Annotated in this window: 15 protein-coding genes; 10 read left to right on the top strand and 5 right to left on the bottom strand. The window is 42.8% G+C overall.

From position 1 onward, the window contains the following. Positions 1-78: 78 nt before the first annotated feature. The 7 genes from DC487_RS12395 (at position 79) to rpoC (ending at position 12,185) form a co-directional block, all read left to right on the top strand. The gene (locus DC487_RS12395; protein ID WP_116776283.1) at positions 79-1,554 is read left to right on the top strand and encodes a hypothetical protein; all 1,476 of its coding nucleotides are present in this window, start codon (positions 79-81) and stop codon (positions 1,552-1,554) included. Between the two features lie 171 nt (positions 1,555-1,725). Beyond that, positions 1,726-2,169 carry a 50S ribosomal protein L11 gene (gene rplK / locus DC487_RS12390; protein ID WP_066754869.1) on the top strand — a complete coding sequence of 148 codons (444 nt, stop codon included), beginning with the start codon at positions 1,726-1,728 and terminating at the stop codon, positions 2,167-2,169. A 22-nt stretch (positions 2,170-2,191) separates the two neighbouring features. Beyond that, entirely contained in the window at positions 2,192-2,890 is a 699-nt protein-coding gene (gene rplA / locus DC487_RS12385; protein WP_066754870.1) for a 50S ribosomal protein L1, read from the top strand. Between the two features lie 2 nt (positions 2,891-2,892). Further along, positions 2,893-3,411 carry a 50S ribosomal protein L10 gene (gene rplJ / locus DC487_RS12380; RefSeq protein ID WP_116776282.1) on the top strand — a complete coding sequence of 173 codons (519 nt, stop codon included), beginning with the start codon at positions 2,893-2,895 and terminating at the stop codon, positions 3,409-3,411. 75 nt (positions 3,412-3,486) lie between these two features. Then, positions 3,487-3,861 carry a 50S ribosomal protein L7/L12 gene (gene rplL / locus DC487_RS12375; protein ID WP_116776281.1) on the top strand — a complete coding sequence of 125 codons (375 nt, stop codon included), beginning with the start codon at positions 3,487-3,489 and terminating at the stop codon, positions 3,859-3,861. Between the two features lie 167 nt (positions 3,862-4,028). Continuing rightward, positions 4,029-7,838, top strand: coding sequence for a DNA-directed RNA polymerase subunit beta (gene rpoB / locus DC487_RS12370; protein ID WP_116776280.1), 3,810 nt, complete (start codon positions 4,029-4,031; stop codon positions 7,836-7,838). 69 nt (positions 7,839-7,907) lie between these two features. Then, the gene (gene rpoC, locus DC487_RS12365; RefSeq protein ID WP_116776279.1) at positions 7,908-12,185 is read left to right on the top strand and encodes a DNA-directed RNA polymerase subunit beta'; all 4,278 of its coding nucleotides are present in this window, start codon (positions 7,908-7,910) and stop codon (positions 12,183-12,185) included. Between the two features lie 115 nt (positions 12,186-12,300). Here rpoC and DC487_RS12360 read toward each other — a convergent pair whose 3' ends face one another. Together DC487_RS12360 and DC487_RS12355 are read right to left on the bottom strand one after the other, a co-directional pair. Continuing rightward, on the bottom strand, positions 12,301-12,945 hold the full coding sequence (locus tag DC487_RS12360) for a beta/alpha barrel domain-containing protein (RefSeq protein WP_116776278.1): 645 nt from the start codon (positions 12,943-12,945) through the stop codon (positions 12,301-12,303). Between the two features lie 17 nt (positions 12,946-12,962). Beyond that, the gene (locus DC487_RS12355; protein ID WP_239016375.1) at positions 12,963-13,952 is read right to left on the bottom strand and encodes a sugar kinase; all 990 of its coding nucleotides are present in this window, start codon (positions 13,950-13,952) and stop codon (positions 12,963-12,965) included. A gap of 231 nt (positions 13,953-14,183) precedes the next feature. Between DC487_RS12355 and DC487_RS12350 the strand changes: the two genes are divergently transcribed. Genes DC487_RS12350 through DC487_RS12340 form a run of 3 tightly spaced genes read left to right on the top strand, consistent with a single transcriptional unit; the run spans position 14,184 to position 17,792 of the window. Further along, positions 14,184-15,005, top strand: coding sequence for an SDR family oxidoreductase (locus DC487_RS12350; protein ID WP_116776277.1), 822 nt, complete (start codon positions 14,184-14,186; stop codon positions 15,003-15,005). Between the two features lie 13 nt (positions 15,006-15,018). After that, positions 15,019-16,206 (top strand): mannonate dehydratase, encoded by a 1,188-nt coding sequence (gene uxuA / locus DC487_RS12345; protein WP_116776374.1) that lies wholly within the window; start codon positions 15,019-15,021, stop codon positions 16,204-16,206. Positions 16,207-16,220: 14 nt separating this feature from the next. Beyond that, a complete protein-coding gene (locus DC487_RS12340; protein ID WP_116776276.1) occupies positions 16,221-17,792 on the top strand; it encodes an MFS transporter in 1,572 nt (523 codons plus the stop codon). On the opposite strand, the gene DC487_RS12335 is transcribed toward DC487_RS12340, so the two are convergent. The 3 genes from DC487_RS12335 to DC487_RS12325 are packed head-to-tail and all read right to left on the bottom strand — an operon-like array spanning position 17,767 to position 22,195. Continuing rightward, the gene (locus DC487_RS12335) at positions 17,767-18,807 is read right to left on the bottom strand and encodes a LacI family DNA-binding transcriptional regulator (protein WP_116776275.1); all 1,041 of its coding nucleotides are present in this window, start codon (positions 18,805-18,807) and stop codon (positions 17,767-17,769) included. The genes DC487_RS12340 and DC487_RS12335 overlap by 26 nt on opposite strands. 39 nt (positions 18,808-18,846) lie before the next feature. Further along, complete coding sequence (locus DC487_RS12330) at positions 18,847-19,506, bottom strand: LolA family protein (protein ID WP_116776274.1); 660 nt, start codon at positions 19,504-19,506, stop codon at positions 18,847-18,849. Between the two features lie 10 nt (positions 19,507-19,516). Next, a complete protein-coding gene (locus DC487_RS12325) occupies positions 19,517-22,195 on the bottom strand; it encodes a DNA translocase FtsK (RefSeq protein WP_116776273.1) in 2,679 nt (892 codons plus the stop codon). Between the last annotated feature and the right edge of the window lie 142 nt (positions 22,196-22,337).

Raw genomic sequence — 22,337 nt, 5'->3', positions numbered from 1 at the left:
TTCTGTAGGATAAAATTTACTTAAATAGCAACACTATTTCTTTTTAAGAAACAGTGTTGCTATTTTGCTCGTGCACTAATGGCTAACAATATGCTGCACTCGCAAAACTCCTTCAAGCTCACATGGTTGAGTGGGTTGATCATCGTCCTCATGATGATTGGTTGCCAAAAAGATCCGCGTTTTGCTGGATCTGAAATAAATAATACGTATACCATCAATTTCGATTTACAAAATGCCAATTTTGCTTCTTCCCAAGGAAATTCCAGTTTGCAAGCCCAAGTGCGGCAAGCGAACAATTTGAACGATATTGTCGACTATCTCTTTTTCTGGTCATTCAACAATGAAACGCTACAACCTGATGTCGCCATTCAGCCCGGTGCACAAATTACCTACAATGATGGTTTAATTCCCGCTAGCTTTGCCGCGGGCTGGCCATTTGAAGATTATGCAGCTGGCCGAGCGTTGTCTCAGACTGGTGTAAGAGAACTGGTGGTTGAAGTTCCTCTACAGGTGATCGCTTCTTTTGAAAGTCTTGGATTTGATATCAGTTCATCTGCCACCGGCCCTAAAGCATTTGATCTATATTATCGTTTTGCTGATGAAGATTGGCAACTTTTGCAAGGCAATAATCAATTTTCAAATTTCCTAACCAGTCAGGCACGTAATAGTTTCACCTTTAATTTAAGTACTCTCAATTTAACGATGCAGGAGCGAATCAGTTTTCAGTTGGTGACAGCAGCAGGTGAGCGTGGTAGTGGAAATGCGTACAATGAAAATAGCGGCGCATTGCGGATTGATAATTTGCGTCTTCGTGGAACGGTAAAAGCGACCGAAAGAACCGAAGGAGACCAGTTGCATGTTTACGCATTTGATCAGGTTACCGGAAATCTGACCTCTTCTGTTGTACAAGATTATATACCTAATATGCCTGCCATTTCCATGGAATTGCCGCATGGGCAATATCGGTTTTCTTTTGTGCGACGAACAGGTGATTCGGATTTACTCTTGCCGGCCTTCGTTTCATCGGCAGAAACCTATTTTTTTACCAATCGTTTTTCAGCTTATGCCGGCGAAGTATTCGGAGTGGAGAAATCGATCTTTGTTAACCAAAATATCCGAGAATCGGTATCGCTTGATCGCTATTATAGCCAGATCAAATTTCAATTTATCGATGCACAAGATCTATCTGCAGTAGATCGGGTAGTGGTAGTGCGACGAGGAGAACCGTTATTTTATGCTCCTTTTAATCCACAGATGGCAAATCCGGTACTTGATCAATCAGAAATAGTACTGATGCCTAATTTTGCACAAAGCAAGGAATTGCAGTTTAATCAATTTATTGGCAAAGTGGATAATCCAGTAAATTTATCGTACTCCTTATTAATTTATGGCATCAATGGCGAACTGCTGCGTACATTGGAAGTTTCTGCTATGGCTCGAAACAATGTGCAGGTACTTTTTAGAGGGGAGTTATTAGGTGATTTGCCATTCCAGACGAGTTTCCAAATAACTATCAATGAAGAATGGGACGAACAGGTAGAAGTACAGTTCTAAATCAAGGGGTTACAGCATTAATTTTTTATAATTGATTTTGTTTGTGTTGGTATATTGTATATCTTTGCACCTCGTTTGGTTGCAAGACTTGTTTTTGTGACCTGCGAATAAATGTTACAGTATAGCTTCCACTTACTAACAAACATTTACAAATATTAAATTTATAACGAAATGGCAAAAGAAGTCGGTGCGTTAGTAAAATTACAAGTAAAGGGCGGTGCGGCTAATCCATCACCTCCGGTAGGACCTGCGTTAGGTGCTAAAGGGGTGAACATTATGGATTTCTGTAAGCAGTTCAATGCTCGTACGCAAGACAAACCTGGTCAAGTTCTACCAGTTGTCATTACAGTTTACACGGACAAATCTTTTGATTTTATCATCAAAACTCCTCCGGTTGCGGTACAGTTGAAAGACGCTACCAAAATCAAGAGTGGATCTGGTGAGCCTAACCGTAAAAAAGTAGCTTCAGTTACTTGGGATCAGGTAAAACAGATTGCAGAAGATAAAATGCCAGATTTGAATGCGTTTACTGTAGAGTCAGCTATGAGAATGGTGGCAGGTACGGCGCGCAGTATGGGTATCACTGTATCAGGTGACGCTCCTTGGAACAATTAATTAACGAAATCAGTTTAAGAAAGTGGCTAGATTAACAAAAAATCAAAAAGCGGCACTATCCAAAATTGAAGCTGGTAAAGCGTATTCTTTGAAAGAAGCTGCGGCTTTGGTAAAAGAAATTACAACGACTAAGTTTGATGCTTCTGTGGATATCGACGTTCGTTTGGGCGTAGATCCTCGTAAAGCGAATCAAATGGTTCGTGGTATTGCAACGTTACCTCACGGAACAGGTAAAACTGTTCGTGTTTTAGTATTGTGTACTCCTGATAAGGAAGAAGAAGCTAAAGCAGCAGGTGCAGACTACGTAGGTCTTGATGATTACATCAGCAAGATCGAAGGTGGTTGGACTGACGTTGACATCATTATTACTATGCCTAGTGTAATGGCAAAAGTGGGTAAATTGGGCCGTATTTTAGGACCAAGAAACTTGATGCCTAACCCTAAAACAGGTACTGTAACTACAGAAGTAGGTAAAGCAGTAACTGATGTAAAAGGCGGTAAAATTGATTTCAAAGTCGACAAAACCGGTATCATCCACACTTCAGTTGGAAAAGTGTCATTCGATGCAGACAAGATTTATGATAACGCGTTAGAAGTGTTGCAAACACTTTCACGCCTTAAACCATCTGCAGCGAAAGGTACATACTTTAAAAGTATTCACATTTCATCGACTATGAGTCCTGGTATTCATATCGAGACTAAATCAGTAGCGGGTATTTAATCATGAGAAAAGAAGAAAAACAAGAAATTGTTCAAGCTTTGGCAGAGCAGATTAAATCCTACGGCAATTTTTACATTGCTGATACAGCTGATTTGTCTGTTGAAAAAGTGAGTAAAATCCGTCGCAAATGTTTCGAAAGCGGTATCGAGGTTCAAGTAGTGAAAAATACTTTGATCAAGAAAGCGTTATTAGAAGCAGGTGTAGATTCAGAAGAGATCTTTAGCGTATTGAAAGGTGCATCTACTATGATGTTCTCTGAGACTGGAAACGGTCCTGCGAAATTGATCAAACAATTGCGTAAAGAAGGTGAAAAGCCCCTATTAAAAGCGGCTTATATCCAAGAAACAGCTTTCGTAGGTGATTCTCAGCTAGATGCTTTGGTAAACCTAAAATCGAAAGAAGAATTAATCGCAGACGTTATTGCTCTACTTCAATCTCCAGCGAAAAACGTTATTTCTGCACTACAATCAGGCGGAAATACAGTTTCAGGATTGCTTAAAGCTTTAGAAGATAGAGGCTAACGAACCCTCTTATAAACGTTCGTTAAAATTTTAATTAACAATATTCATTTAGTACATTCAAAAAATCAAAATAAAATGGCAGATTTAAAACAACTTGCTGAGCAACTAGTAAACTTAACTGTAAAAGAAGTTAAAGAACTAGCTGATATCTTAAAAGACGAGTATGGCATCGAACCAGCTGCTGCTGCAGTTGCTGTTGCTGCTGCTCCTGCTGAAGGTGCTGCTGCTGCAGAAGAAAAAACTTCTTTCGACGTAATCTTGAAAGAAGCTGGTGGTTCTAAACTAGCAGTAGTTAAATTGGTAAAAGATTTAGCTGGTCTAGGTTTGAAAGAAGCAAAAGATCTAGTTGATGGTGCACCTAAAGAATTGAAAACTGGTGTTTCTAAAGACGAAGCTGAAGCTTTGAAAAAACAATTAGAAGAAGCTGGAGCTGTAGTTGAGGTTAAGTAATCTCTCCTGCGTAAAGCACCTTTAAGGTATAGACTCTGATGGATTTTCTATCAGAGTCTTTCCCTGTTTATACTATTTACCCCTCGATGTGGTGTTGTTGACTCATCGATTTTCAGGTTTTCAACAACAATGTTAGCGCAGTTTATTAAAACTAAAATCTTATTCCCTTGGCAAACAACAATATTCAAAAAGAAAGAGTGAATTTTGCTACAAGTAAGAAGGTAATTGATTATCCTGATTTCTTGGACGTGCAATTAGAATCTTTCAGGGAGTTTTTTCAACTAGAAACTACTTCTGACGACCGCCATCAGGAAGGGCTTTATCAGGTTTTCGCCGAAAACTTCCCTATTTCTGATTCAAGAAACATTTTTGTGCTAGAGTTTTTGGACTATTTTATAGATCCACCACGTTACGACATCCAAGAGTGTATTGAGCGTGGCTTAACGTACAGTGTACCTCTAAAAGCAAAATTAAAGTTATCTTGTAACGACGAAGAGCACGAAGATTTCGAGACAATTGTACAGGACGTGTACTTAGGTACTATTCCTTACATGACACCAAAAGGTACTTTCGTGATCAATGGTGCGGAACGGGTAATCGTATCCCAACTACACCGCTCACCTGGCGTATTCTTCGGTCAGAGTAGACACACAAATGGAACAAAACTTTATTCTGCTAGGGTAATTCCTTTTAAAGGATCTTGGATCGAATTCGCAACAGACGTAAACAATGTCATGTATGCTTACATCGATCGTAAGAAAAAATTCCCGGTTACCACTTTATTACGTGCTATCGGATTCGATTCGGATAAAGATATCCTCGAATTGTTCGACTTAGCGGATGAAGTTAAGGTAAGTAAATCGGGTCTTAAAAAATACGTTGGTCGTCGTTTGGCGGCAAGAGTATTGAAAAAATGGATAGAAGATTTCGTAGATGAGGATACTGGTGAAGTAGTATCTATCGATCGTAACGAAATCATCCTTGAACGTGAAACCGTACTAGAAGAAGATCACATTGAAATGATCATCGATGCTGGCGTTAAGTCTATTATCTTAGCGAAAGACGATGAGTCCAACAATGCGGATTACTCTATTATATATAACACATTACAAAAGGATACGTCTAACTCGGAAAAAGAAGCGGTGGAGCACATCTATCGCCAATTGCGTAACGCCGAACCACCTGATGAGGAAACAGCTCGCGGTATTATCGACCGTTTGTTCTTCTCCGATAAACGTTACGATTTAGGTGATGTAGGTCGTTACCGTATCAACCGTAAATTAGGCTTATCGACTGGATCAGAAACTAAAGTATTGACGCGCGAAGACATTATCGCAATTGTAAAATACTTGATCAACCTGATCAACTCAAAAGCTGAGGTGGATGATATCGATCACTTGTCCAACCGTCGTGTTCGTACCGTAGGTGAGCAATTATACGCTCAGTTCGGTGTAGGTCTTGCTCGTATGGCACGTACTATTCGTGAGCGTATGAACATCCGCGACAATGAAGTCTTTACACCAACAGATTTGATCAACGCTCGTACTTTATCGTCTGTGATCAACTCTTTCTTCGGAACCAACCAGTTATCTCAGTTCATGGATCAAACCAATCCATTGGCGGAGATCACCCACAAGCGTCGTTTATCAGCATTAGGTCCAGGTGGTCTATCTCGTGAGCGTGCAGGTTTCGAGGTTCGTGACGTTCACTACACGCACTACGGTCGTTTGTGTACTATCGAAACTCCAGAGGGACCAAACATTGGTTTGATTTCATCTTTAGCCGTACACGCGAAAATCAATAACCTTGGTTTTATCGAAACTCCTTACCGTAAGGTGGATGATGGTAAAGTCGTCGTAGATCAGCCAGTAGTATATCTTTCAGCGGAAGATGAAGATGGTAAAACGATCGCACAAGCGAATGCTATCTATGATGATAAAGGTAACTTCGAGGATGCTAAAGTAAAAGCAAGATACGAGGGTGACTTCCCGATTATCGAGCCAGAGAAATTGGATTACATGGACGTTGCGCCAAATCAGATTACCTCGATTGCGGCTTCATTGATTCCTTTCTTAGAGCATGATGATGCCAACCGTGCCTTGATGGGTTCCAACATGCAGCGCCAAGCGGTGCCATTGTTGCGTCCGCAAGCGCCGATCGTGGGTACAGGACTAGAAGGCCGTGTGGCTTCTGACTCTCGCACCTTGATCAATGCAGAAGGAAATGGTGTTGTTGAATACGTAGATGCACAAGAGATTCAAATTCGTTACGAACGTACCGATGCAGATCGTTTGGTATCTTTCGATGACGACGTCAAAACATATAAATTAATCAAATTCAAGAAAACCAACCAAAATACGTGTATCAATTTGAAGCCAATCGTTGTTAAAGGCGAGAAGGTAGTAAAAGGACAAGTATTGTGTGAAGGTTATGCAACAGAAGATGGCGAGTTGGCATTAGGCCGTAACTTGAAAGTAGCATTCATGCCTTGGCAAGGATATAACTTTGAGGATGCGATCGTAATTTCAGAGCGTGTGGTATCTCAGGATATCTTTACCTCATTGCATATCGAAGAGTTTGAATTAGAAGTTCGTGATACCAAACGTGGTGAAGAAGAATTGACTTCAGACATCCCTAACGTATCCGAAGAAGCTACAAAAGATCTAGACGAGAACGGTATCATCCGTATCGGTGCTGAAGTTGTAGAAGGCGATATCTTGATCGGTAAGATTACACCTAAAGGTGAATCTGATCCTTCACCAGAAGAGAAATTGCTTCGCGCAATCTTCGGTGATAAAGCTGGTGATGTGAAAGATGCTTCTTTGAAAACGCCACCATCTATCAAAGGTGTGGTTATTGATACGAAGTTGTTCTCACGTGCGAAGAAAATGTCTAAAGACATCGAAAGAAAAGCATTAGAGAAACTAGAAACTACGCATGAGAAAAACTTGCGCGTGTTGAAAGAGCGTTTGGTAGATAAATTATTCACGATCGTGAATGGTAAAACTAGCCAAGGTATTTACAACGTGTACAAAGAGCTATTAGTAGCCAAAGGTGCGAAGTTCACTCAGAAGATCTTAACTGACTTGGATTACGCGAACGTAAATCCAGCGGGTTGGACAACGGATGACGATAAAAACGATGCCATCAAAATTGCATTGCACAACTACGGCATCAAGTTCAATGAAGAGTTAGGAGCCTTCAAACGCGACAAGTTTGCGGTATCTGTCGGTGATGAGTTACCATCCGGAATCGTTCAAATGGCTAAAGTTTACGTCGCTAAAAAACGTAAGTTGAAAGTAGGTGATAAGATGGCTGGTCGTCACGGTAACAAAGGTATCGTAGCACGTATCGTGCGTGATGAGGATATGCCTTTCTTGGCCGACGGAACTCCAGTAGATATCGTATTGAATCCATTAGGTGTACCTTCTCGAATGAACTTGGGTCAGATTTATGAAACTGTTCTTGGATGGGCAGGTCAAAAACTGGGTATGAAGTTCGCTACGCCAATCTTTGACGGTGCCGAAATGGGACAAGTAGAAGAGTGGGTACAAAAAGCAGATCTTCCTGCATCGGGTCGTACGTACTTGTACAACGGTCTTACAGGTGAGCGCTTTGACCAACCAACAACAGTAGGTGTAATCTACATGTTGAAATTAGGTCACATGGTAGACGATAAGATGCATGCGCGTTCGATCGGACCATACTCATTGATCACACAACAACCTTTGGGTGGTAAAGCCCAGTTCGGTGGTCAGCGTTTTGGTGAGATGGAGGTTTGGGCACTAGAGGCATTCGGTGCATCTAATATCCTACAAGAGATCTTAACCGTGAAATCCGATGATGTGATTGGCCGTGCGAAAACCTATGAAGCGATCGTAAAAGGTAACAACTTACCAACGCCATCTGTACCAGAATCATTCAACGTATTGGTTCATGAGCTACGTGGTTTAGGTTTGGATATCACATTAGATTAATCAAGTAATTTGAGTTTGGGAGGTGCGAGCTTCCCAAACTTTACATACAGCTTTTAAGTTATACAACGTATGTCTTATAAAAAAGATAATAAAATCAAAAGTAACTTCACGTCGATTACGATCAGCTTAGCTTCTCCAGAGACTATCTTGGAGCGTTCTAGCGGTGAAGTAACTAAGCCGGAAACGATTAACTATCGTACCTACAAGCCGGAACGCGATGGATTATTCTGTGAGCGTATCTTCGGTCCGGTAAAGGATTACGAATGTCACTGTGGTAAGTACAAGCGTATCCGTTACAAAGGTATCGTTTGTGACCGTTGTGGTGTAGAAGTAACGGAGAAAAAAGTACGTCGTGAGCGTATGGGCCACATCAACTTGGTGGTTCCTGTAGCACATATCTGGTACTTCCGTTCTTTGCCAAACAAAATCGGTTACTTATTAGGTCTTCCAACCAAGAAATTGGATATGATCATCTACTACGAAAGATATGTGGTTATCCAAGCCGGTATCAAAGAAGATGATGGTCTTTCTTACATGGATTTCTTGACAGAAGAAGAGTACCTGGATATCCTAGATACTTTACCAAAAGAAAACCAATATTTAGACGACAATGATCCACAAAAATTTGTGGCTAAAATGGGTGCCGACGCTTTAGAAGAATTACTAAAACGTCTTGACCTTGATCAGTTGTCATACGATCTACGTCACCAAGCAGCGAACGAGACTTCACAACAACGTAAGAATGAGGCCTTGAAACGCCTTCACGTAGTAGAAGCTTTCCGTGGCGCTAATACACGTATCGAAAACCGTCCAGAATGGATGATCGTGAAAATTGTACCTATTATTCCACCAGAGTTGCGCCCATTAGTGCCTTTGGATGGTGGTCGTTTCGCAACTTCCGATTTGAATGATTTGTACCGTCGTGTTATCATCCGTAACAACCGTTTGAAACGTTTGATTGAGATCAAAGCACCAGAGGTCATCTTGCGTAACGAGAAGCGTATGCTTCAAGAAGCGGTAGATTCCTTGTTCGATAACTCTCGTAAGGTAAATGCGGTAAAAACCGAAGGTAACCGTGCCTTGAAATCCCTTTCAGATATCTTGAAAGGTAAGCAAGGTCGTTTCCGTCAAAACTTACTAGGTAAACGTGTGGATTATTCAGCACGTTCGGTTATCGTCGTAGGTCCACACTTGAAATTACACGAATGTGGTCTTCCAAAAGACATGGCTGCGGAGCTTTACAAACCGTTTATCATTCGTAAGATGATCGAGCGTGGTATCGTGAAAACAGTTAAATCTGCGAAGAAAATTGTTGATCGCAAAGATCCAGTCGTTTGGGATATCTTGGAAAATGTATTGAAAGGTCACCCGGTATTATTAAACCGTGCACCTACGCTTCACCGTTTGGGTATCCAAGCGTTCCAACCAACATTGGTAGAAGGTAAAGCGATTCAATTACACCCATTAGTATGTACGGCTTTCAACGCCGATTTTGATGGTGACCAGATGGCAGTCCACTTACCACTAGGTAACGCGGCAATCTTGGAAGCCCAAATCTTGATGTTGGCAGCACACAATATCTTAAACCCTGCGAATGGTTCACCGGTAACGGTTCCATCTCAGGATATGGTATTGGGTCTTTACTACATTACTAAAGGCCGTAAAACAGACGAATCTCGTCGTATGAAAGGGGAGGGAACTACGTTCTATTCTCCAGAAGAGGTGATTATTGCGTTGAACGAGAAGCAACTAGATTTGCACTCTTTTATCAAAGTAAAAACACAAGTAAAAACAAAAGAGGGTAACTTCGAACAACAAGTCATTGAAACTACAGTAGGCCGCGTGATCTTCAACCAGATCGTACCGGAAGAAGTAGGTTATATCAACGAATTGTTGACCAAGAAATCACTTCGTAACGTCATCGGTGAAATCGTAAAGAACACTGGTATGGCACGTGCGGCGCGTTTCTTGGATGATATGAAAGAATTAGGTTTCCAAACCGCTTTCAAAGGTGGTCTGTCATTTAACTTGCAGGATCTAAACATCCCAGCAGCGAAAACAGACTTGCTAGATCAAGCAACGAACGAGGTGGAAGAAGTAATGAACAACTATAACATGGGTTTCATTACCAACAACGAGCGTTACAACCAAATCATCGATATCTGGACACGTATCAACAACCGCCTTACAGCGCACGTAATGGATATCTTGTCTAACGATAACCAAGGATTCAACTCTGTTTACATGATGTTGGATTCTGGTGCACGTGGTTCCAAAGAGCAGATTCGTCAGCTATGTGGTATGCGTGGTTTGATGGCTAAGCCACAGAAATCAGGTACATCTGGTGGTGAGATTATCGAAAACCCGATCTTGTCCAACTTTAAAGAAGGACTTTCAGTACTCGAATACTTTATCTCTACTCACGGTGCGCGTAAAGGTTTGGCCGATACGGCTTTGAAAACGGCCGATGCGGGTTACTTGACACGTCGTTTGCATGATGTTGCACAAGATATGATTGTCATTGATCAGGATTGTGGAACGTTGCGCGGTATTTACACGACGGCATTGAAAGACAACGATGATATCATCGAGCCATTGTTCGATCGTATCTTGGGTCGTACACCGTTGAACGATGTAATACATCCAGAGACCAACGAAGTAATCGTTGCTGCCAACGAAGATATCACCGAAGAGATTGCAGAGGTGATTGAAAATGCTGGTATCGAAGGTATCGAAATCCGTTCGGTATTGACTTGTGAAGCTAAACGTGGTGTATGTGCTTGTTGTTACGGCCGTAACTTGGCGTCTGGTAAGCGAGTTCAAAAAGGAGAAGCTGTCGGTGTAATTGCGGCACAATCTATTGGTGAGCCGGGTACACAGTTGACACTTCGTACATTCCACGTGGGTGGTACGGCTTCCAACATTGCTTCTGATTCAGCGATCATCGCAAAATATGAAGGTATTGTGGAGTTTGAAAACTTACGTACCGTAGAAAAAGAAGGTGATGATGGTAAATATGATGTCGTACTAGGTCGTTCAGGTGAGATCAAAATCTTGAACGGAGAAAGACGCGTCGTATACCAACAAGTTATCCCTTACGGATCTAACTTATTCGTAAAAGAAGGTGATACCGTCGAAAAAGGCCAAAAATTGGTAGACTGGGATCCATATAATGCGGTAATTATCTCGGAGTTTGCCGGTAAAGTAGAGTTTGATGCCATCATCGAAGGGGTTACCTTCCGTGAAGAATCAGATGAGCAGACTGGTCACAAAGAGAAAGTAATTATCGAGACGCGTGATAAAACGAAAAACCCGACGATTAAAATCTTAGATTTGAAAGGCGAGATCATTCGTTCGTACAACATTCCGGTAGGTGCTCACGTTTCGGTATCTAACGGACAGAAAGTGAAAGATGGTGCGATCTTGGTTAAGATCCCTCGTTCTACTGGAAAAACGCGAGATATTACGGGTGGTCTTCCACGTGTTACCGAGCTTTTCGAAGCGCGTAATCCATCGAACCCAGCTGTCGTAACAGAGATCGACGGTGTAGTAACATTGGGCGGTGTGAAACGTGGTAACCGCGAGGTTTCTATCGAATCACGCGATGGTCAAGTGAAGAAATACTTAGTGCCATTGTCTAAACACATCTTGGTACAGGATAATGACTTTATCAAAGCAGGTATGCCACTTTCTGATGGTCAGATTTCTCCTGGAGATATCTTATCTATCAAAGGCCCATCTGCCGTACAAGAATACATTGTAAATGGTATCCAAGAGGTTTATCGTCTACAAGGTGTGAAGATCAATGATAAGCACTTCGAGACCATCGTTCACCAAATGATGCAGAAGGTAAATATTGAGGATCCAGGAGATACTCGTTTCTTAGAAAAAGAAGCGGTAAGCAAGTGGGACTTCATGGAAGAAAACGACTCCTTGTATGACAAAAAAGTCATCGTGGATGCCGGTGATTCTAAAACCCTTCGTCCAGGTCAGATTGTGACCCTTCGTAACTTACGTGAGGAGAACTCTAGCTTGAAACGTCAGGATATGAAATTGGCGGAAGTTCGCGATGCGATTCCAGCTACTTCTAGTCCATTGTTGCAAGGTATTACGCGTGCATCGTTAGGTACTAAATCATTCATCTCAGCAGCTTCCTTCCAGGAAACTACGAAAGTGTTGAATGAGGCAGCTATCGCAGGTAAACGTGATGATTTGTTAGGATTGAAAGAAAACGTAATTGTTGGACACTTAATCCCTTCAGGTACTGGTTTACGTCAGTACAGCAACATCATCGTAGGTTCTCGCGAAGAATACGATCAGCTATTAGCATCTAAAGAAGAAGACTAGTCTTCTTCTTTAGAATTTTGTAATTATAAATTATTAAGGCCGTGCTTAGTAAATTCGCACGGCCTTTTTTAATGAGTTTTTTCTGTCTTTAAAGACTAAGATGTTGGAGAATGCTTTAGCGCTTTACTAAGCTCATCAAAGTATGGACACGATCTACTAACCACTGATGATCCGCATCGTTATTGTCTGGTCTTTGAAAAAGCTTCGAACCTAATCCTACCGAGAATACGCCTGCTCCAAACCACTCATCAATACTTTCTTTGCTCACATCGACACCGCCGGTCGGCATAAAATGTAGATGTGGAAATAAGGGCTTGATTGCCTTGACGAATTTTGAGCCAACAATATCACCTGGGAAAAGTTTGACCAGCGATGCGCCCAATGATTCGGCGAGAGCGATTTCAGTGGGCGTCATACAACCCGGAATCCAGTGATGCCCTTTGGCAATAGTTTCTTGCGCAATCTCAGCAGATACAATGGGGCTAACGATAAATTCAGCACCCAATGCCAAAAAGTCCTTTGCTTCTTGTGCCGTCTTGATCGTGCCGATTCCTAAGGCCATATCGGGGAAATGCTCTTGCTTGTAAGCTAATAGCGTTTCGAAGTTGGCTTTTGCTTTTGCACCGCGATTGACGAACTCAAAGACACGTATACCACCTTGATAACAGGCTTTCAGCACATCTAAGCACGTGTTTGGATCATCATGATAATAAACGGGTATGGCAGGATGTTGTTGTATAAGAGAGAGTAATTTGTTCATTCTTTTAAGGGTAAAAATTAATATTTTCCGTTTCCAAAATCACCAGCTACGAAGAGTTTCTGATAGCCAGCGCCAGTCGCGATATCCACCACTTGTTGCGGCGTTGCATCTGTGATTAAGGCATGAATAAGGCCAGCCATAAAAGCATCGCCACTACCAATGCGATCGATCACTTCATGAGTTTCATAGATTGTGGACAAAGTGTCTTCCGAGCGATTATGGTACGTGCCATAAAAGAGGTTATGCTGTGGGTTATCGATAAACCGAAAAGTATTAGCTACATGTTGCACCGATGGAAATAGGGAGAAGATCTCGGCAGCAGATTGTTTGGCCGCTTCAAAATAATCCACGGAGGATGTTTGCCGATCCAATGTAGGATCTACATAAGTTCCTAGCATTTTATTCGCTGCCCAGATATTGCCCATCACCACATCACAATAAGCCACTAAATCGGGCATGATTTCGATGGGTTCTTGACCATATTGCCATAGTTTAGAGCGATAGTTTAAATCAACAGATATGGTGATGTCCCGTTTTTTTGCTTCTTTTAAAATGGGTTCAATCAGTTCGGCTACATTTTCATTCAACGCAGGAGATAGCGCGGTCCAGTGAAACCAATCGATCCCTTCAAACAATTGATCGAAGTGGATATCTTCTAAAGTAAGCTGGCTAAAGCTTGAATACCGACGATCATAAATCACTTCACCTTTGCTCAATCCATTTGCAGAAAGCAAAATGTAAGAACCAATGCGATCGCCAAAGCTCAGACTTTTGCTGGTATCCACGCCCAGCATCTGCAATTGTTCTTGGATCTCTGTGCTCAATAAATTATCTGGGAATGCACTACAATAGGCCGTTGAAGTGCCCATTTGGGCTAATCCACTAGCGACGTTGGCTTCTGATCCTCCCGGAAATACCTGCAGTTGATTGCGATCTTTCTCGAAGAAACTGTTTCCGACAGCCTGCAGGCGTAGGAGTATTTCTCCGAAACAAAGTACTTTTTTCATTCGAATATCATTCAATTTATTGGTTATGGACTCTCCGAATATACCTCTTAATACGGATTTACGGAGCAAGGTAGACTCGCTTTTTAATTGCAGTCCTTCTAATGTACAGTTTCTTTTTTACAGACACTAGTTTACCTACTACAATTCCTCGCAAACGTTAGCGTAACTAATCCTTTCATGAGCCGACTAATTTTGATAATATTGAAATGTTATAAACACTAAATAAACCACATGAGCATATTGGATAAGTTTTCCCTCGCGGGCAAAGTTATTGTTTTAACCGGTGCTACCGGAGTTCTCGGAAAGAGTTTTGTGCGCGCATTAGCGGAAGCAGGCGCGAAGATCGCGATCGTTGGTCGAAATGAAGAACGTGCTACGGAGCGTTTAAATTTAGTAAATAGCTTAGGCGCAGAGGGAATGATGATCGTGGCTGATGTGCTCCATGAGGCTTCTATGTTGGAGGCTAAAGAAGCGATTTTAGCCAAGTGGGGAACGATTGATGGATTGATCAATGCCGCGGGAGGAAATATCCCTGGTGCTACTATTGGTCCAGATCAGGATATTTTCGAAGCGAATATTCAAGACACCTTGAAGGCGGTCGAATTAAATCTTTTTGGTACCATCATCCCAACACATGTATTTGGCAAAGTGATGGCTGCGCAAGGGCGTGGTAGTATTATCAATATTGCTTCGCTGTCTTCTAGTCAGGCGATCAGTCGCGTATTAGGATATACAGTTGCCAAAAATGGGGTGGTAGGTTTCACCAAATGGATGGCTTCAGAATTGGCACTTCGATATGGCGATCAACTCCGTGTCAATGCCATTGCTCCGGGAGTATTTTTGACCGAACAGAATAGAACTTTATTAACCAATCCAGATGGATCTTATACCGATCGTGCACAGAAATTTGTAAATGGTACGCCATTTTCGCGGTTGGGTGATCCCGAAGAGCTCAATGGAACCTTAGTATATCTGTTAAGCGATGCATCGGCTTTCGTAAACGGCGAGACCGTGTATGTCGATGGCGGCTTCAACGCTTGGTCTGGTGTATAATAGAAAAAATAAGATGCAAAAATTTGAACAAACTTGGCGATGGTACGGACCGCAGGATCCGGTGAGCTTACAAGACGTACGGCAAGCTGGCGCGACGGGTATCGTCACGGCATTACATCATATCGCACACGGCGAAGTATGGCCGCTAGAAGATATACAAGAGCGTAAAAGTATCATTGAGGCAGCTGGCTTGGTATGGTCGGTTGTAGAAAGTGTACCGGTGCATGAAGCTATCAAAACCAAAAGAGATGATGCTGCAGCAAAGTACATTGAAAATTATAAACAAACGCTGCGCAACTTAGCGGCCTGCGATATCCATGTTGTCACGTACAACTTTATGCCTGTGCTGGATTGGACGCGCACCAAGCTAGATCTAGAAATGCCCAACGGCGCAAAAGCCTTATACTTCGATTGGGCTGATCTGGCTGCATTTGATTTATATATCTTTCAGCGGGAGCAGGCAGAAAAAGATTATCCCGAATCCGTAATCGCCGAAGCAAAGAAAAGATTTACGAGCTTCAGTGCCGCCGATGTAGAAGAATTAAAGCGTGTAATCCTCATGGGAATCCCAAGTGAGAAAGATATCTCTTTAGAAGATTTGCAGCGTAGTTTGATCTTGTACAAGGAAATCGGACGCGCAGGTTTATTAGAAAATTTAGGCTGGTTTTTGCGCGAAATACAATCGGTTTGTGAGGAGCATGGTATTAAGATGGCTATCCATCCGGATGATCCTCCGTATCCTATCTTAGGATTACCACGCATCGCCTCTGGCTTGGAAGATTACGTGAAGATTATCGAAGGAGTTAATGCTGAGTTCAATGGTGTGTGTTTCTGCACAGGCTCTTTGGGCGCTGGAGTGGATAATGATGTGCCAGCAATAGCAAGAGCCATAAAGCATCGCGTGCATTTTGCTCATTTCCGCAATGTGAAGAAAGATGCCGTAGGCAACTTTTACGAGGCCGATCACTTAGGCGGTGACGTGGATATGGCGCAAGTGCTGGACATCTTTATCGAAGAAAATCAGTCGCGAGCACAACCGATTCCTTTTCGTCCAGATCATGGACATCAGATGTTGGATGATCTCCATAAAGTGACCAATCCGGGTTATTCGGCTATCGGGCGACTGCGTGGACTGGCAGAGCTGCGTGGTCTCGAAGAAGGGTTGATCTATGCTAGAACAATGAAAAATACCAATAAATAAACCAAACACGAGAAATGGGGAGCAACGTAAAGGGGAACTACAGATGGGTGATATGTGGATTGTTGTTTGTTGCAACAACCATCAATTATTTGGACAGGCAGGTGCTGTCCCTTACTTGGAAGGACTTTATAGCACCAGAGTTTCATTGGACCAATAATGATTATGGTAATATCACGGCGCTGTTCTCGATTTTCTATGCAATTAGTATGTTGCTGGCCGGTAGGTTTGTAGATCTCGTCGGTACAAAAAAGGGGTTTTTGTGGGCTATTGGCGTATGGTCTGTTGGAGCTCTATTACATGCGTTTTGTGGTATTGCGACAGCTGGTATCACAGCGGGAGAATGGTTTGTTGGTTTTGAAGGGGCAAAAGAAGCCATCAGTCGAGTACATGATTTTTCACGCGTAGTCAATGTCAGTGTGGTACTCTTTATATTTGCACGTTTTGTATTGGCAGTAGGTGAGGCCGGAAACTTTCCAGCAGCGATCAAAGCTACTGCAGAATTTTTCCCAAAAAAGGATCGCGCTTTGTCTACCAGCATCTTCAATGCGGGTACGACCGTCGGTGCACTGGCTGCGCCGTTAACAATACCATACATTGCTGAAGCATTGGGCTGGGAGATGGCCTTTATCATCATCGGTGCGCTAGGTTTTGTCTGGATGGGATTCTGGATATTTATGTACGAAAAACCCGAGCTACATCCACGTGTCACACGCGAAGAGCTAGCCTACATTCAACAAGATGAAACACCTGTTTTAGCGCCGGCGGCAACGGAAGTTGTCGTTGAGCAACCTAAAGTCACCATAACAAAATGCTTGAAATATCGGCAGACTTGGGCATTTGCCTTAGGCAAATTTATGACGGATGGCGTATGGTGGTTTTTGCTGTTTTGGATGCCGGCATATTTGAGCTCCGTTTACGGTATCAAATCCTCGGATTTCATTGGACAAATTGCGCTCTTTGTCTTGTATAGCATCACGATGTTATCGATCATTGGTGGCTGGCTACCTACCTATTTCGTAGATAAGTTTGGGCTAGATCCGTATGCAGGCCGTATGCGAGCTATGCTAATTTTTGCCTTTTTCCCTTTGGTCGTATTATTAGCTCAACCATTAGGCGCCATTTCTTTTTGGTATCCTGTTTTGCTGATCGGTATTGGTGCAGCAGCGCATCAGTCTTGGTCTGCCAATCTTTATTCGGTGGTGGGTGATATGTTTCCTAAACGAGCGATTGCGACCGTTACGGGTATAGGCGGTTTGGCAGGTGGAGTGGGTGCATTCCTGATCAATAAATGTTCGGGTATGTTATTCGATTATGCCGAAAGACATTGGAGTACGGTAAATGGTACATCACTTCACGAGGCATTTCCACAATTTGAAAATATAGAGGCCGAAAAAATCTTGCTAGAACAACATGGTGTGGTGAATATCGAAGAATTCTTGAGTCAATTGGCATCTACGGGTGAAGTCGTAAGCAATGGTATTAATACAGGCTATTTGCTTGTGTTTTCTTTCTGTGGAATTGCCTATTTATTAGCATGGACCGTGATGAAAACCTTAGTGCCTAAGATGAAGCCGGTTGAGCTGTAGTCGACTTACGAAACACCAGCATAGGATCAAGCTTGGTCGTGGTCGTCACCGCTTGAAAGCGATTTTTACAGTTCATTAATTCTACCAGCTTTTCGATACCTAGCTTTCCCATTTCTAGAGCAGGTTGTACGACGGTGGATAGTGCCGGATTCAGTGAATCTGCCGCCTCCGTATTAGAAAACCCAATCACGGCAGCCTCTTCAGGTACACAGATTTCCATCTCCGATAGGATGGCTAGTGTGCTGAGTGTGAGTATGTCCGTGTTGCCCAATATTCCGATAGGTTTATCTACTTTAGAAAGTTTTTCCTGTAGCATTTCACGCAAGCTATGCACCAAATCTTGCCGTGATAATTGGTAATCGACTTCAATAATATTATCCTCTGAAAAAGGAATCTGGTTGGCCAGTAAAGCATTTTTGTGCCCAGCGGTACGCTTCTGGGTGACGCCCAAATCCTTGCCATTCAGCACCAAAATATGCTCTCGGCCCATATCAATCAAGTGCTGGGTAGCCGCAAATGCCCCACGCTCATTATCTACACCGATCTTGTGCGTTTCTAACTCAAAATCGATCCGATCAATCAGTACAATAGGTACTTCCTGATGTACTTCTTGCAAGAATTCAACACTCGTATTTGCCGAAGGCGAAATCAAGATACCATCTATGTTCTGACTCAAGAGTGATTGCAACAATTCAATTTCTTTGTCAGCATCCTCTCGGCTCTGCATGAAGATCAGCTTATAATTGTTGCTGTAGGCTGCTTGATGCGCGCCTTCTAATATCTGAGCCTGAAAGGGATTGGCCAAGTAAGGAATGATAATCGCTACCGTATTTGTACGACCTGTCTTCAAACTCTTGCCGAACATGTTCGGACGGTAATTATGAGCTGATGCTAGTTCCTGTACTTTACGTTTTGTTTCTACACTAATTTCATGGCTATCATTGAGCGCTTTGGATACCGAGGAGACCGATAGTCCCAGCATCTTTGCCAACTCTTTTAAAGTGATATTGCCCATGTTTTCCGTTTAGTAGAAATGTTCTATTAAGAGCGCAGATTAGCGTAAATCTACCAGCTCAAAATCCTTGAATTGATTCTTTTGAAAGGTAAACATACTTTGTGGAATTTTCTGGTTTACGTACAATGCATTCACCGTATACGTATAGCTTGAACTCGCTTTATCGTACACCGTGATATCATGAATATGATTATTTCCGTTGATGCGGATCTTTATTTTAGCGTAGCTAGACGATTTATCTGTCGGCGTAAGCTGAATGGCTTTCAAAGATTGATTGCCTGCCCGCTCATCGGCTAACGAGGTATACGTGTAGCCGGTACGGTAGAAGGTGAACAGGTTTTGTGGGCCGAGTGTTTCTGCACTCTTGTCCACTTCGCTCACTTGGATTTCTTGGTCTTCTGGCAAGATCGACCACACCGATTTCCCATCGCTTATAATTTCCTGAGCATTGAGCTTGATGTGGTATTTATTGCCCGCTTTGTCCAATTTCAGTGATCCGCTATCGTTGTATTGCTGTCCATCCGCTTGCTTCGCTTCGAAAGTGAAATCTGCCATCATGGTACGGTAGCTATCGTATTTTTTCGATACCTGATCCAAAGTTGCTTTTGCGCTGCCTGCTTTAGTTTGTGCTTTTGCTGCCGCAATAGGTAGGCACAACAAGGCTAAAATTAGGATTCGTGTTATCGGTATAATTCTCATACTTGCTTTCTTATCTTAATGTCTCCAAATACTGTTCTAAGGAGTACTCATCTGGATAGAGCACTTCGCGTGCCTTACTACCTTCAAATTGACCGACGATCCCAGCGGCCTCTAGCTGATCGATAATGCGGCCAGCCCGATTATAACCTAGTTTAAGTTTGCGTTGGATTAGCGATGTCGAGCCTTGCTGGTGCATCACGATTAGCCGTGCCGCATCTTCAAACAGCGCATCCCGATCAGACAAGTCGAAGTCGGCCAAACCACTGCCTTCGCCATTTTCATCGACATATTCTGGTAGATAATGCGCCGAAGGATAGCCGCGTTGTCCGCCAATGAAATCCGATACCTGATCCACCTCTGGTGTGTCTACAAAAGCACACTGAATCCGAATCAATTCACTTCCGGTGGCCAATAACATATCTCCACGACCAATCAGTTGATCTGCACCGCCCGAATCCAGAATCGTTCTCGAATCGACTTTAGATAACACACGGAACGCCAAACGCGCCGGAAAGTTAGCCTTGATCGTACCGGTAATGATATTTACCGAAGGCCGCTGTGTCGCGATGACCAAGTGTATACCTACTGCACGCGCTAATTGAGCCAATCGCGCAATAGGTGTTTCTACTTCTTTTCCGGCCGTCATCATCAAATCCGCAAACTCATCCACAATGAGTACAATGAATGGTAAGAATCGATGACCCTCCTCAGGGTTTAATCTTCGACCCACAAATTTCGCATTATACTCCTTCAAATTGCGGACGTGACCATTTTTCAATAGGTCGTAGCGCTGATCCATCTCGATACACAAGGAATTCAGCGTATTGATCACCTTCTTGGTATCTGTGATGATCGCGTCATCCTCGCCCGGAAGTTTTGCCAAGAAATGGCGTTCGATCTTCTTGAACAGCGAAAGCTCTACTTTCTTAGGATCCACCAAGACAAATTTCAGCTCTGCTGGATGTCTTTTGTATAGCAGTGACGTCAGAATCGCATTAATTCCAACCGATTTACCTTGTCCTGTCGCTCCAGCGACCAAAAGGTGTGGCATTTTTGCTAAATCGGCAATATAGACTTCATTTGAAATCGTTTTTCCCAATGCGATAGGCAGATCCATATCTGTTTTCTGAAATTTCTCCGTCGCAATAACCGAGCGCATCGATACCATCTCGGGATTGCTATTCGGCACTTCAATACCAATTGTTCCTTTGCCGGGCATCGGCGCAATAATCCGGATACCCAAAGCGGCTAAACTTAGTGCGATATCGTCTTCTAGGTTTTTGATCCGTGAAATACGAACTCCGGGTTTCGGTATAATCTCATACAGCGTAACCGTAGGTCCGATCGTCGCTTTAATATGCTCAATCTCGATGCTGTAGTTTCTCAGCGTATCAACAATCTTATTTTTATTGGCTTCGAGCTCCTGCTGATTAATCGTGATCTTACCTGTACCATAATCTTTCAGTAAATCGAGTGGGGGATGTTGATAGCCCGACAAATCCAATTTGGGGTCGTATTCGCCAAATTGCTTCACCAAATCACTTGCTTCTACCGCTTTTTCTTCCTTCACGGCTTCTACCGTAAGCGCCAGTTCTTCGTCATCGGCTTCTTCGATCTCGAAAGAGAGATCTGGTTCAACCGAAAGTGCAATGGCATCAGCTTCGTTGGTCGCCGGAATCGTCGGTTCGGGCGTATGCGTATCGACTACGTCAAAAGAGATCGTGCCCGATTGTGCCTCCGATCGAAGCGTATTTTTCTCCTTCGGTGTGCTTAGTTCTGGTTCCCAAGTAGGATTCTCTTGCTGATGTTGTTCTAGGCTGTCTTTCTCAACAGCATTTGCTCTTGGCTGTTGTACGATCCGTTCCCGCGATATGGATCTATCTTCGATGAAGCTATTCGTAGCCGTTGGTCTATCCAATCGTTCATTATCAAGATCATCATCGGTTTCTTCTCCGTCGTCATAGGCCTCTTCTTCAGGTGATCGCGCACTTTGAAAAGAGATCTTTAAATCATAGTTGTAGATCAGGATCAACGCCGCCAGCAATACAAAAATTAAAATCCCTGCTACACCCGCCGTGCCGATCTGCAAAGTGAGGATTTGGTTAGTCCAATACCCAAATTTACCTTCCAGAATATGTGGTGTGTCGGTGATAAAATCTTGTAAAAATCCTAACGTTAGAGAGGTAAAGATGATCGCAATAAGTGAATACAAGATGGTTTTGCCGACAGGCAATAACGAACGAAGATAAAGCAGTCGGTATCCAACCACGAATAAGATTAGAATGAACAAGAAGGACGCAACACCAAACCATTCGAAGATAAACTGATTGGCCAATAAGGCGCCAAACTTTCCAAGCTTATTTTCTATAACAGGTATTTCTAGAGCCTCGTCCAGTACTTCTTCCGAAGAGCTAAATAGTGTATTCCATCCGCCATTAGTTACATATATATAACTTTGATCTGCTTTCCAAGTGAAGAGGTAAGAGATAAATGCTACAGCAAAAAGCCCAGATGTGATGAGTAAAAACAAGCCAAACACCTTCATGACTTTTTGCTGTCCTTCCGTAAAATCTATTTTACGGAAGGTACGCGTTGTCTTCTTTGGTGTGTAAGAAGACGTTGTGCTTTTTGCGCGCCTCGCCCCACCAGTATCCGTATTTCCACTTTTGAATGAATTTCCTTTAGCCATGTAGATGACAGTTTATGCCTTTTACAAACTTACTAAAAATAGACAAAACTCCAGTTTTGACAAGCGCTGAAGTTGTATATTGTAGCAAGTACCGTGCTAGCACCGTTTGTTAAGGTATGAGTGCCAGAGAATAGGCATTTCA

Source organism: Sphingobacterium corticibacter, from assembly GCF_003076635.1.
Lineage (GTDB): Bacteria > Bacteroidota > Bacteroidia > Sphingobacteriales > Sphingobacteriaceae > Sphingobacterium > Sphingobacterium corticibacter.
The sequence above is the reverse complement of the archived record's forward strand: the minus strand, read 5'-3'. Positions and strand labels throughout refer to the sequence as shown.